Annotated in this window: 10 protein-coding genes; 5 read left to right on the top strand and 5 right to left on the bottom strand. The window is 69.9% G+C overall.

Annotated elements, in window-relative coordinates; genetic code table 11:
- Nucleotides 1-3 precede the first annotated feature (3 nt).
- On the bottom strand, nt 4-1,230 hold the full coding sequence (locus ACIPC1_RS38930) for a hypothetical protein (protein ID WP_402526177.1): 1,227 nt from the start codon (nt 1,228-1,230) through the stop codon (nt 4-6).
- Between the two features lie 198 nt (nt 1,231-1,428).
- Between ACIPC1_RS38930 and ACIPC1_RS38925 the strand changes: the two genes are divergently transcribed.
- Nucleotides 1,429-1,692, top strand: a complete 264-nt coding sequence (locus tag ACIPC1_RS38925) for a hypothetical protein (protein ID WP_402526175.1) — start codon at nt 1,429-1,431, stop codon at nt 1,690-1,692.
- Here the strand turns inward: ACIPC1_RS38925 and ACIPC1_RS38920 are convergent.
- Nucleotides 1,655-2,827 (bottom strand): acyl-CoA dehydrogenase family protein, encoded by a 1,173-nt coding sequence (locus ACIPC1_RS38920; RefSeq protein ID WP_402526173.1) that lies wholly within the window; start codon nt 2,825-2,827, stop codon nt 1,655-1,657. The two genes, ACIPC1_RS38925 and ACIPC1_RS38920, sit on opposite strands and share 38 nt — an antisense overlap.
- Before the next feature lie 347 nt (nt 2,828-3,174).
- Here ACIPC1_RS38920 and ACIPC1_RS38915 point away from each other — a divergent pair, with 347 nt between their 5' ends.
- Nucleotides 3,175-4,446 carry a glycoside hydrolase family 18 protein gene (locus tag ACIPC1_RS38915; RefSeq protein WP_402526171.1) on the top strand — a complete coding sequence of 424 codons (1,272 nt, stop codon included), beginning with the start codon at nt 3,175-3,177 and terminating at the stop codon, nt 4,444-4,446.
- A gap of 51 nt (nt 4,447-4,497) precedes the next feature.
- On the opposite strand, the gene ACIPC1_RS38910 is transcribed toward ACIPC1_RS38915, so the two are convergent.
- Both ACIPC1_RS38910 and ACIPC1_RS38905 read right to left on the bottom strand, forming a co-directional pair.
- Nucleotides 4,498-5,163 (bottom strand): TetR/AcrR family transcriptional regulator, encoded by a 666-nt coding sequence (locus tag ACIPC1_RS38910; RefSeq protein WP_402526168.1) that lies wholly within the window; start codon nt 5,161-5,163, stop codon nt 4,498-4,500.
- A gap of 119 nt (nt 5,164-5,282) precedes the next feature.
- Nucleotides 5,283-5,423: an SCO1431 family membrane protein gene (locus ACIPC1_RS38905; protein WP_402526165.1), complete on the bottom strand. Its 141-nt coding sequence runs from the start codon at nt 5,421-5,423 to the stop codon at nt 5,283-5,285.
- A gap of 222 nt (nt 5,424-5,645) precedes the next feature.
- Here ACIPC1_RS38905 and ACIPC1_RS38900 point away from each other — a divergent pair, with 222 nt between their 5' ends.
- Entirely contained in the window at nt 5,646-7,127 is a 1,482-nt protein-coding gene (locus ACIPC1_RS38900) for a M1 family metallopeptidase (protein WP_402526163.1), read from the top strand.
- Between the two features lie 45 nt (nt 7,128-7,172).
- Here ACIPC1_RS38900 and ACIPC1_RS38895 read toward each other — a convergent pair whose 3' ends face one another.
- Entirely contained in the window at nt 7,173-8,564 is a 1,392-nt protein-coding gene (locus tag ACIPC1_RS38895; RefSeq protein ID WP_402526161.1) for a peptidase C39 family protein, read from the bottom strand.
- A gap of 302 nt (nt 8,565-8,866) precedes the next feature.
- Between ACIPC1_RS38895 and ACIPC1_RS38890 the strand changes: the two genes are divergently transcribed.
- Together ACIPC1_RS38890 and ACIPC1_RS38885 are read left to right on the top strand one after the other, a co-directional pair.
- Nucleotides 8,867-9,430, top strand: a complete 564-nt coding sequence (locus ACIPC1_RS38890) for a uridine kinase (protein WP_402526159.1) — start codon at nt 8,867-8,869, stop codon at nt 9,428-9,430.
- A 435-nt stretch (nt 9,431-9,865) separates the two neighbouring features.
- Complete coding sequence (locus tag ACIPC1_RS38885; protein WP_402526156.1) at nt 9,866-11,728, top strand: AAA family ATPase; 1,863 nt, start codon at nt 9,866-9,868, stop codon at nt 11,726-11,728.
- Nucleotides 11,729-11,960 lie beyond the last annotated feature (232 nt).

Below are 11,960 nucleotides of genomic sequence, written 5' to 3'. Positions count from 1 at the left end.
CCTTCAGTGCGCGACCGAGTCGAATCCGGTGAACCCGCTGGGATCATGGCGGCCGAAGGAGCCGTGCTCGAAGATCCCGTGCCCGGTCTGTCCGTCCAGCGTGCAGCGGGCGGCGTGGTCGATCACCCCGTACGCGGCCGGCCGATGAGCCGTCGGGTCGGAGAGGTCGTAGACGCGGCGGTCGGTCCAGCCACGGCCGCGCCAGGTGCCGTGCTGCCAGTCGTCGGCCGGTGGATAGCCGGCGCCGACGGCCAGCGGGGAGGAGGTGAGCACCTCCACTTCCAGTTCCATGGGCTTGCGGTCCGCCGGGTGCGTGAGGTGGATGACGGCGGAGGCGGGGTGGCGGGTACCGGGTCGATAGGTGATGTCGGCCTGGGGCCAACCCAGTTGGAGGTCGCGGCGGCCATCGCGTACGAGTGTCGCGTCGCTGAGGGTGCGGTATCCGTCCGCGTCCTCCTGGATGACGACCATCAGGAACCGGTCCTCGAAGCGGACCGGGCACCAGACCCAGTGGAACCCCTCGGTCGGGTTCTCCTCGGCCAGGCGTCCGCCCTCCTCGCCCGGGAGGGGCCGGACGCCCCAGCTGCGGTCGCGGGTGCCGGTCCACTCGCCCGTCCGGACGGGTATCTCCCGGCCGCCGACGCGGATCATCCCCTCGACGCTGCCCGCCTGCACGAAGCGGCGCCCTTCCAGCGTGAGCCGGCCGCCCCGGCGCTGGACGTGGTGCGGCTCCCAGAGAGCCGGGAAGTCGGCGGTCCAGGTGATGTCGTACGACAGGGAGTCCGGCGGCAAGTCCGACGACGACACGTCCGGCGACGGATCAGGTGATGAGCCGGGCGAAGAACCCGGCGAGGAGCCCGGACGGGAGGAGCCCACCGGGGAACCCGGCAGCGAATCGGCCTCCAGCTGAAGCCTCAGCCGCCGCAACGGCTCCTCGACCGTGATCCGCAGCGGTCCCACCGCGAGGTCCATCCGCTCGTCGCCGAGCGCGTCCGAGGCCCGTACCGCGTGCAGGCGGTCGCCGTACCGCAGGGTGGCGTACGCGTCGATCACCCCGGCGTTCGGGTACACCCCGAGACCCACGATCAGGAGCGCCCGCCCCTGGTGGTCGAAGACATGGAAGATGCAGCGGTCGTAGGCGTTCCGGTCGCCTGTCGCGACATGCTTCATCGACAGGGGCACCTGGTGTACGGGGTACTCGTCGAGGGCAACGGGGCGGTCGTCGGGCATCGCAAGCCTCCCTGGGCGCGCGGCAGTTGACGTCGCCCGGAGGGGTACGGCCCCCGGCGCGCAGTTGACGGTACGTCAGATGTGGGCCATGGGCCAGATACCGGAACCCAGGCGGAGCCCCCCGCGTGGGCCCGTCGCGAACGCACGGGCGATTCCGGGGGCCGGTGACCTGCCCGCCCGCCTACGCGTTGCCCCGGTATGACCCCCACATATTCAGCGACCGGGCGTCGGCGCAGGACCGTCGCGCCGGCGGCCGCAGAATCGGTTCCGCGGCCGGTTCAGCAGGCGCCGCCACTCCCGGATCCCCCCATCTACCGCGCCCTCATCCGCACCTGGGCCGACCGTGGCCGCACACTGCCGGGGCGCCACGACCCGGAGTGGGCACGGCTGGCGTCGCCGTCGGCGATGTACGGCCACGGGTCGTTCAGCGCGACTCGGGACCCGCGAGGTGACGGGCGATGACCATCCGCTGGATCTGATTGGTGCCCTCCACGATCTGGAGGACCTTGGCCTCGCGCATATAGCGCTCGACGGGGAAGTCGGCGGTGTAGCCGTACCCGCCGAGGACCTGCACGGCGTCCGTGGTGACCTTCATCGCGGTGTCCGTGCACAGCAGTTTGGCCATGGCCGCCTGCTTGGAGAACGGCCGGCCCATGTCGCGCAGGCGGGCGGCGGCGACGTAGAGCGCCCGGCCCGCCTCGATCTGCGTCGCCATGTCCGCGAGCATGAAGCGCAGCCCCTGGAAATCCGAGATCGGCCGCCCGAACTGCTGTCGGCCAGTGGCATAGGCCAGGGCCTCGTCAAGGGCCGCCTGGGCCACGCCGATCCCACAGGCCGCGATGCCGAGCCGCCCGGAGTCGAGCGCGGACAGGGCGATCGCGAAGCCCTGGCCCTCCTCGCCGATCCGCCGGTCGTCGGACACCCGTACGCCGTCGAAGTGGACCTGCGCGGTGGGCGAGCCCTTCATGCCCATCTTCTTCTCGGGCGCCGCGGCGCTCAGGCCCTCGGAGTCGCCCGGCACCAGGAAGGCCGTGATGCCGCGGGCACCCTCGCCGCCGCTGCGCGCGAGCACGGTGTAGAAGTCGGCGATTCCGCCGTGGGTGATCCAGGCCTTGGTGCCCGTGATCACCCAGCCGTCACCTTCGCGAACGGCCTTCGTACGGAGGGACGCCGCGTCCGAGCCCGAGGAGGGTTCGGAGAGGCAATAGGCGCCGAGGAGGCCACCGGTGAGCATCGCGGGCAGGTGCTCGGCCTGCTGTTCCTTGGTGCCGTAGTTCGCAAGTGCGTGGCAGGCGAGGGAGTGCACGCTGACGCCGAGGCCGATGGTGAGGCGGGCCGCAGCGAGCTCTTCGAGGGCCTGGAGGTAGACCTCGTACGGCTGGTCGCCGCCGCCGAACTCGGAGTCGTACGGCAGTCCGAGCAGTCCCGACTCCGACAGCAGGCGGAAGACATCGCGAGGGAAATGCCCGGCGTCCTCCTGCTCGGCCGCCTGCGGGACGATCTCGCGCTGTGCGATGTCCCGGACGAGCGAGATCAGATCCCGGGCCTCGTCCGTGGGCAGTTGACGGTCCACCGGCTGCGGGGCGCGGTCGGGCATGGCGACGCTCTCCTCCCTGTTGGGCACTGGCGGGCGTGCACCTGGGTGGGGTGACTCCCGCCGGGTCTCACTGGCCTCAGCCGATGCTGCCGTCCCGGGTTGCGGAATCGGCTGATCAGCGGCGGTGGCGCTGTAAGCATGCCCGATCGGAGGCATCGAGTCACCAGTTAACGACCGCTTACTAAAAGAAAGGGAAATTGGTCCGAACCATTGACCGCACTGGTCTAGTCCTCCTAATGTTCCTCCCACGTCACCGCGTTCATGCCAAACAGACATATACGCATGACAGTGCTCAGCAGGTCCCAGCACCACGCCCCCCGGCTCCCCTCCCCCACGAGGAGACATCGATGCGCAGACCGCACCTCCCCCGCGCACCCTTCCGCGCGCTCCTGTCCGCCGCCTGTTGCGCCGTTCTCGGCGCCGGGCTCCTGGCAGGCGCGGGTACCGCGACCGCCACCACCGAGTCCGCCCCCGCCGCGGTCGACACCCAGACCGGCACCACCCAGGCCGCCGCGGCCGGTTCCAAGGTCGTCGGGTACTTCACCGAATGGGGCACCTACGACCGGAAGTACTACGTCAAGAACATCGAGACCTCCGGCTCGGCGGCCAAGCTCACCCACATCAACTACTCCTTCGGCAACGTCGTCGACGGCAAGTGCGCGATGGGTGACGCCTACGCCGCGACCGACCGGACGTACACCGCGGCGGAGTCCGTGGACGGCGTCGCCGACACCTGGGACCAGACGCTGCGCGGCAACTTCAACCAGCTCCGTGAGCTGAAGAAGCTGCACCCGAACCTCAAGGTCCTCTGGTCCTTCGGTGGTTGGACCTGGTCCGGCGGGTTCGGAGCGGCCGCCGCGAACCCGACCGCGTTCGCCCAGTCCTGCTACGACCTGGTCGAGAACTCCAAGTGGGCCGATGTCTTCGACGGCATCGACATCGACTGGGAGTACCCCAACTCCTGCGGCAGCACCTGTGACACCAGTGGCAGGGAGGCCTACAAGAACCTGCTGGCGGCGCTGCGTGCGAAGTTCGGCACGAGCAACCTCGTCACCTCGGCGATCACGGCCGACGCCACCACCGGCGGCAAGATCGACGCGGCGAACTACGCGGGCGCCGCTCAGTACGTCGACTGGTACAACCCGATGACGTACGACTTCTTCGGCGCCTGGGCCACCACGGGACCGACGGCCCCGCACTCGCCGCTGACCTCGTACACCGGCATCCCGACGGCCAACTACTACACCGACGCGACGATCGCGAAGCTCAAGGGCCTCGGCATCCCGGCCTCGAAGCTTCTGCTCGGCATCGGCTTCTACGGGCGTGGCTGGACCGGCGTCACCCAGTCGACACCGGGCGGCACGGCGACCGGCGCGGCGGCGGGTACGTACGAGGCGGGCATCGAGGACTACAAGGTGCTCAAGACGAAGTGCCCGGCCACGGGCACGGTCGCGGGCACGGCGTACGCCAAGTGCGGTACCAACTGGTGGAGTTACGACACCCCGGCGACCATCGCGACCAAGATGACGTACAAGAACGCGCAGGGCCTGGGAGGCACCTTCTTCTGGGAGCTGAGCGGTGACACCACGAACGGCGAGCTGATCAAGTCGATCAACTAGCCCTACTGGTACGTCACTAGGGGCGGGGGTCCGGCGGCCCCCGCCCCTTCCTCATGTGTCCCGACGGGCGGGCGCCGGGGCCGCGTACGAGGGGTCCAGTTCCTCGACCGCGCGCATGGCGCCGCCCAGCATCTTCACCAGCAGCTCGCGCATGGTGTCGCGCGGCAGCACCTGGTCCTGGTGGCCGATCCAGTCGAGGGTCGCCCCCTCGACGCTGTAGAGCCAGCCGAGCAGGGCCATCCGCGGCAGCGGGGCGATCTTGCGCCGCCCGTACGCGCCTTCGGCGATGGTCTCGACGATGACCTCGCGTACGCCGTCCCGGAGGGCGTGCACCTCGGCGTCGAATCCGACTCCGCCGCTGATGATCGTGCGGTACGCGGACTGGTTGTGCTCGGCATAGCGCAGATAGCCGTCGATGGTGCGGTGCACCCGCTGCGCCGGGGGGAGTTCGAGGCCGCTCGCCGCCCGGGAGACCAGCTCGGTGACCGAGTCCTCGATGATGGAGAGGTAGTAGCCGCGCTTGGACTTGAAGTAGTAGTAGATCAACCCTTTGGCGACATGCGCGTGCCGCGCGATGTCGTCCATCGACAGCGCGTCATAGGACGTGTCGGCGAACAACTTCCGTCCGATGGCGATGAGTTCGGCGCGGCGCGCCAGTGAGCGATCGGTACCGCGAGCCCGTGGGCGCTCGACGCCACGCTGTTGACTGCTATTCAATCTCGATCCTGGTCTCCGGCTGCCGACGGGACATCCGCAGTATGGCAGACCGGCACCGCCTGCTCGTTCGACTCTCATCGACCTCACAGGCGGCCACCAAAGGCGCCGACCGGGTCAGCTCACAGCAGGCCGAGCTGAGTGACGAGCATGGCCAGAACCACGACGAAGGTCCAGCCCACGACGTGCTCCAGGATCCTGGGTCCGTCGTCCTTGGGGCCGCCCGTGCGGGCACGGGTGGTGGTGGCGGAGGTCGCGGTCATGGCATCTCGCAGACGTAGTGGTGCGGTGGACTCCCCCGCCGCCGGTCGGCTCCCCGCCGACTCGACCACTTTGCCACCGGAAACAGTTTCAGTGGTAGAGACCTTGGTCACGTCCACCGGCCCGACACTTCGATCAGCTTCGAATCCCGCTGTTCCCACAACTGTGCATGCGGTGTGTGCGTCTCCTCACAGGCAAGTGGTCAGCCAACCGAAAGGTTCTCGATGAGCACGTTCCGGACGCACCGCCGCAGCGCTCGCCTCGCCCTCGCGACCGCGATCACCGTGGCTGCCGCCCTGACGGGTCCGGTCTCCCAAGCCGCTTCCGTCGGCTCGGATGCCGCGTCGCCGGGAGCGGCAGGGCTCGGCGACCCGATCTTCCCGCTCGACGGCAACGGCGGTTACGAGGTGAGCCGCTACACCCTCGACTTCGACTGGCAGGCGCCGAAGACACCCTTCGAGGCCTCGACGACGATCAAGGCCACCGCGACGCAGGCCCTCTCCCGCTTCAACCTGGACTTCGCGGGCAACACCCTGCACACGGTGACCGTGGACGGACAGTCGGCCGCCGCCGTACGCGAGGGCGACGAGCTGGTGATCACTCCCGCGAACGCCCTCGCCCGGGGCAAGGCCTTCACGGTCAAGGTCACCTACACCGCCGACCCGACCCAGATCCGCCACCGCGACGACGCCATCGAGGACTACGGCTGGATCCCGACGCCGGACGGCACGGTGCTCTACCCGCAGCCCAACGGCGCCAAGATGATCTTCCCGTCGAACGACCACCCGAGCAGGCGGGCGCCGATCACCTTCCACATCACCACTCCCGCGGGCCTGTCGGCCGTCGCCAACGGCAAGCTCACCAGCCGCACCGAGCAGGCCGACGGACGGGTGCGGTGGACGTACGACTCCGAACAGCCGGTGGCGGCCCAGCTCGCGCAGCTGGCGATCGGCAAGTTCACCTTCGTCGACAGCACCGGCCCGCACGGGCTGCCGATCCGCGATGTGGTCCCGGACGACCTGGTGGCGCCGACCGAGCAGTACCGCAAGCTCACCGCCGACCACATCGCCTGGCTGGAGGAGCGGCTCGGCCCCTACCCCTTCAACCGGTACGGCCTCCTCGTCGGCGACACCGACCTGGCCGTCGCCCTGGAGACGAACACGATCTCCCTGATCCCGAAGGCCGACCTGCTCGGCGACCAGGTCAGCGCGGAGCGGAACCTGGTGCACGAGCTCACCCACCAGTGGACCGGCGACAGCATCGGCATCAAGACCTGGTCCGACCTGTGGCTGAGCGAGGGCCACGCCCGGTACTACGAGCGGCTGTACTCGGAGTCGCACGGCGGCGTCAGCTTCGAGGCGACCATGAAGACGGCGTACGAGAACCACGACCAGTGGCGCCACGACTACGGTGCCCCGGCCGAGCCGACCGAGCCGAACCTCTTCAAGCGGATGCGGTACGACGGTTCGACGCTCGTCCTGTACGCGCTGCGCGAGCAGGTCGGCCAGGAGACGTTCGGGAAGATCGAGCGCGCCTGGGTCACCAAGTACCGCGGAAAGACGGCGAGTACGCAGGACTTCGTCGACCTGGCGTCGAAGGTCGCGGGCGAGGATCTCGAGGGTTTCCTGCACCCCTGGCTGTATGGCGCGAACACGCCGCCGATGCCGGGCCATCCCGACTGGGTGGTCAATCCGGTCCAGAGCTGAACCGACGGGCGGCCCCTTCACGGGGGTGAGGGGCCGCCCGTCTCCTCAGCGGACGCCCACCGCCGCGAGCGCCACGAGCTGCCGCGCCGACGGCTGCGCCGGGAAGTACAGGTAGCAGACGCCACCGCTGCCCGAGGCGACGCCCCCGGCGGCGTTGTACCGCTTCGTGCGCAGCCAGATGTTCTCGAACTCGCGCCGCTTGTAGACACGGCGCACCGCGCTGTCGCTGGGAGACGCCGGGTCGTTGGCGATCACGTCGCCGTCGGCGGTGAATCCGATCACGGTCATCAGGTGGCCGGAGGTCCCGTAACCCGCCCCGGTCAGCTCGGACTTGAGGAACGACTGGGACGTTATGGCCGGGATACCGGCGGCGATCAGCGTCTCCAGCTCGGTGAGCGAACCGAGCCGGGTCACCACACCCTGGAGGTCCTTGTACGTCGCCGCGTACGCCGCGTTGAAAGGCCAGTTGCCGCAGCCGGCGTACTGGTAGTCGTACGTGTACCGGGCCGCGTGACACACCTGCGGGTCCGTGAAGTCCGGGTCGACCCAGGCCAGTTGGTCCGCCGTCGGCTTGCGGCCCCAGTACTCGACGATCATCTGCGAGGAGGTGGGGCTGCACCAGGCCTCACCGCCGTTGTCGTACTGGGGGTACTGGCCCGCGTGGGTCTCCTGCGAGTAGCGCGGGACCTTCAGCTCCTGGGCGAGGCCGGGCGTGGAGGCCGGGACGGTGAACCGGTCGGGAACGTCGGAGCCCATCGCGCCCAGCCGCCACACGGTGGGTGTGACCTTGGTGCCCGGGGTGCGGTACAGCGTCAGCCGCAGCCGGTAGGAGACCAGGCGCAGGCCGGAGGCCGCGTCGTCGATGGAGAAGGTGTCGGTCCAGATGCTGCTCCTGCCGTCGCTCTGGTCGTCGACGGAGGTCCGCCTGATGTCCTGGTCGCCGGCCGCCCAGCGGCCCAGTACGTACCAGGGGGTGTCGGTGCCGTCCGAGTACGTGCCCGTCAGCTCGACCTGGATCCAGGTCCCGGCCGGGGTGTCCGCGTTCCAGGAGGCGACGGCCTCGGTGGCGGGGACCGCGAGCTGGTGCACGGGGGAGGTCCAGGTCCCGTACTCCCACAAGGCGGTCTTGTTGGTGTGCGGGTCGGTGTACGTCCTGGTGCCGGCCGGGGTTGCGATCATCACGCCGGGCCGGACGTCGGGCACGGCGCGCGTGCCCTTGGCCGTGCCGCCACGCCAGTCGGCGTACGAGATCCAGGCGCGGTTGTCCACGAGGCCGGACGGCTCCTTCGACAGGACTGTCGACGGCGCTTTCGACCGGGCTCTCACCGGGCGCTCGGTCGAGTCCGCGGCGGCCGCCGGACTCACTGCGCCCGCCGCGGCCGCGACCACTGCCGCGGTCAGGACGGTTCTGCGGGACGGCTGTTCAGCTCTGGGCATGGGTGGGTGACCCCCGGGTGTCCGATCCGAAACGGGCAGGTCCAATGCGCGGGTGTGCGCCAACTATGGATGCCTCCCCAGGCTTCTGCCAGCACTTTTAGCCTCGCGGCGCCCGCCAATATTGGTCCTGACCCTTGGCATGACCGGGAACGCGGCGGCCCGGACGCGGGGAAGCCGCCCGGTATAGAGTTTTTTCTCAGGAATACTCCGACAAGACACCCGCCCCACCCCTCCCAGGAACTCCCATCCACGACCTCGTCCCACATCTGCTCCGGCTGCCGCCCTCCTGCGGCCCGGTCCGCATGGTCGGCGTCGACGGGCACGCCGGCTCCGGAAAGACCACGTTCGCCGGGCGGCTGGCCGCAGCACTGGGCGGCGCACCCGTTCTGCACCTCGACGACATCGCGACGCACGAGGAGCTCTTCGCCTGGACCGGGCGACTGCTGAGCCAGGTGGTCGAGCCGCTGCGGCACGGCGAGAGCGCGCGCTACACGCCGTACGACTGGACCGCGCGGGCCTTCGGGCCGGTCCGTGAGCTGCCGCCCGCTCCCGTGGTCCTCCTGGAGGGCGTCGGCGCGGGCCGCCGCGCGCTGCGGCCGTATCTCGCGCGACTGCTGTGGATGGAGTTGCCGCAGGAAGAGGCGTGGACGCGAGGGCGGCGACGGGACGGCGAGGCGCAGGGCGAGTTCTGGGGCGAGTGGGTCTCCGCCGAGCGCCGGCACTTCGCCGAGGACCCGTCAAAACCTTTCGCCGACCTTCTGGTGCGGCAGCGTTCCGAGGGATACGAGGTGCTTCCGGGGCCCGCCGGGACTCCTGGACCGGACCAGGGCATCACTCACGGTGACGGACCATCCGCAGTGTGCTGAACTTGTGAAGACCCTTGCCTGAGAACTTTCCTCAGTGCCTCAACTCGGCTTGACCGGGGGGCCGTACAGGTCTTACGTTCTGAATGTGCGGCCGTTCGAGGCCGCCCCGCAGACGCGAAGCCCCCGGTTGTTCCCCCGTGATCGGGGGCTTCGTTCTGCCCCGGACAGGTTTTCCGGACGCTGCGAGGTGTGATTCGCTCACCCTCGGTCACCAAAGCGAGTGCGCCCCATCTGCTTCCACCTCGTGGAACGGGGTGTGCTGCACCCTTCGGCCCGGCACTCCCTCGCAGGTACGATGCCTCTCGGTGCGATATTCGGACGGCAGCTCTGCGCACCAGTGCAACTCCCGTCCGCGGCACAGCGGTTCGACCTAGGCTGCCGACGGGCACCGGCCCGGCGGAGGACCATCGGGGGCACGGTTTGTGGGGGGACGGGATGGACTTCGGCACGCAGGGCCCGGAGGCCCCGGCCGACCTCGCCTGGCTGCGGGGGGTGGATGCCTACACGATGGGCGCCTATCCGCAGGCGGAGGAGGAATTCCGTATCGCGGTACGGATGGATCCGGGTATGGCGGACGGCTGGCTCGGACTGCACGCGCTGCGGGTGGACACGACGACCGCGCTGCTGAGGATGTTCCGGCATCGGGAGCGCTTCGGGGAGCAACGCACTCGGCATCGCCGCACGCTCAACTCCTGGTACTGGCTGGGCTGGTGGGTGCAGCCGGTCCTTGAGAGCCCGCGCGACCTGCTGCTCGCACACGCCTCCCACTGGCTGGACGGCCGTCATGTCCCCGAACTGGAACGGGCGTTGGCGGGTCTGCCACCGGTCGACACCGACCCGCAGGTGCGCTTCCTGCACGCCTGCCGCGCCTATCTGGTGAAGGACTGGGAGCAGTTGGTCCGGCACACGGATCCACTGGTCCACGATCCGATGCTGGGCATCGAGGCCGGTCTCTTCGGCGGCATGGCCCGGGTGCGTCTGGAGATGTTCGGGCAGGCCGAGCCGCTCCTGTCCGCCGCGCTGATGCGCTGTCGCAGCGAGCAGCCGCAACGCAAGGAGCTGCGGTACTGGCTGGCGCGGGCGCACGAGGGCACCGGACGCTCCGCCGCCGCCCTGCCGCTGTACCGGGCGGTGCACCGGGTCGACCCCGCCTTCATGGACACCTCGGCGCGGCTCGCGGCGATCTCGGAGGGCGACGGGTACGACGAGGTCAGCGACCTCGCGGCGATCACGCTCGCCGGGGTCGGGCAGGACATGTTGGAGGGGCCCGACGGTATCGATCCGCTGTTCGGCCCCGAGGGGCGGGACCTGAAGCTCTCGGAGCCCGGTTTCGTACCGCCGGGCACACTCCCGCCGGAGACGGACGTGGTGCGTGAGAAGGCCATGGTGCCGGTGCAGCCGCTGCCGCCGGGGCCGACCGACCCCGCCTTACTCGACGAGGCGCTCGCCGAGCTGGAGCGCATGGTGGGCCTGGAGCCGGTGAAGCGCCAAGTGAAGGCGCTGTCCGCGCAGTTGAACATCGCGAGACTGCGCGCCGGGCAGGGCCTTCCGGTCCAGCCGCCCAAGCGGCACTTCGTCTTCTCCGGTCCCTCCGGTACCGGGAAGACCACCGTGGCCCGCATTCTCGGCCGGGTCTTCTACGCACTCGGGCTGCTCGGCGGCGACCATCTGGTGGAGGCGCAGCGGGCGGACCTGGTCGGCGAGTATCTCGGCCAGACGGCCGTCAAGGCCAACGAGTTGATCGACTCGGCCATCGGCGGCGTCCTCTTCGTGGACGAGGCGTACTCGCTCTCCAACTCCGGTTACGGCAAGGGCGACGCGTACGGCGACGAGGCCTTGCAGGTGCTCCTGAAGCGGGCCGAGGACAACCGCGACCACCTGGTCGTCATACTCGCCGGCTACCCCGAGGGCATGGACCGCCTGCTGACCGCCAACCCCGGCCTCTCCTCCCGCTTCACCACCCGCGTCGACTTTCCGTCCTACCGTCCACTCGAACTCACCTCCATCGGCGAGGTGCTGGCCGCCGAGAACGGCGACGCCTGGGACGGGGAGGCGGTGGACGAGCTGCGCTCGATCGCCGGGCACGTCGTCGATCAGGGATGGATCGACGAGCTCGGCAACGGGCGGTTCCTGCGGACGCTGTACGAGAAGAGCTGCGCGTACCGCGATCTGCGACTCTCCGGCTATCCGGGAGTCCTGTCGCGCGACGACCTGTCGACACTCCGGCTGCCGGATCTGATGCAGGCGTACGGGGAGGTTCTCTCCGGGCGGAGGCCGCAGGATCCGTCGGCGATGTGAATGGGGGGCGGGGGCTTCGATCAGTTTTTCGCCCCGCCGCCACCGTTCCCGTATCTGGGGGCTCCGCCCCCAGACCCCCTGGGGTTGTTGGTTCGCTGCGGGCCGCGGGGGCTTGTCGCGGGGGTGGCCCCCCCCCCCCCCCGGGCCCCGGGGCGGCGCCGCCCCCCGGGCCGCACGCCCAAGCCGAGGGCGCCACCCCGGGCCCCCCCCCCCCCCCCACCGCGAACCCCCC

The sequence above is a fragment of the Streptomyces sp. NPDC087263 genome (genome assembly GCF_044744645.1).
In the GTDB taxonomy this organism is placed as follows: domain Bacteria; phylum Actinomycetota; class Actinomycetes; order Streptomycetales; family Streptomycetaceae; genus Streptomyces.
The sequence above is the reverse complement of the archived record's forward strand: the minus strand, read 5'-3'. Positions and strand labels throughout refer to the sequence as shown.

Excerpts from the sequence above, each read along its gene's own strand:
- ACIPC1_RS38930 (WP_402526177.1), bottom strand. The coding sequence starts at position 1,230 with ATGCCCGACGACCGCCCCGTTGCCCTCGACGAGTACCCCGTACACCAG.
- ACIPC1_RS38925 (WP_402526175.1), top strand. The coding sequence starts at position 1,429 with ATGACCCCCACATATTCAGCGACCGGGCGTCGGCGCAGGACCGTCGCG.
- ACIPC1_RS38920 (WP_402526173.1), bottom strand. The coding sequence starts at position 2,827 with ATGCCCGACCGCGCCCCGCAGCCGGTGGACCGTCAACTGCCCACGGAC.
- ACIPC1_RS38915 (WP_402526171.1), top strand. The coding sequence starts at position 3,175 with ATGCGCAGACCGCACCTCCCCCGCGCACCCTTCCGCGCGCTCCTGTCC.
- ACIPC1_RS38905 (WP_402526165.1), bottom strand. The coding sequence starts at position 5,423 with ATGACCGCGACCTCCGCCACCACCACCCGTGCCCGCACGGGCGGCCCC.
- ACIPC1_RS38900 (WP_402526163.1), top strand. The coding sequence starts at position 5,646 with ATGAGCACGTTCCGGACGCACCGCCGCAGCGCTCGCCTCGCCCTCGCG.
- ACIPC1_RS38895 (WP_402526161.1), bottom strand. The coding sequence starts at position 8,564 with ATGCCCAGAGCTGAACAGCCGTCCCGCAGAACCGTCCTGACCGCGGCA.
- ACIPC1_RS38890 (WP_402526159.1), top strand. The coding sequence starts at position 8,867 with ATGGTCGGCGTCGACGGGCACGCCGGCTCCGGAAAGACCACGTTCGCC.
- ACIPC1_RS38885 (WP_402526156.1), top strand. The coding sequence starts at position 9,866 with ATGGACTTCGGCACGCAGGGCCCGGAGGCCCCGGCCGACCTCGCCTGG.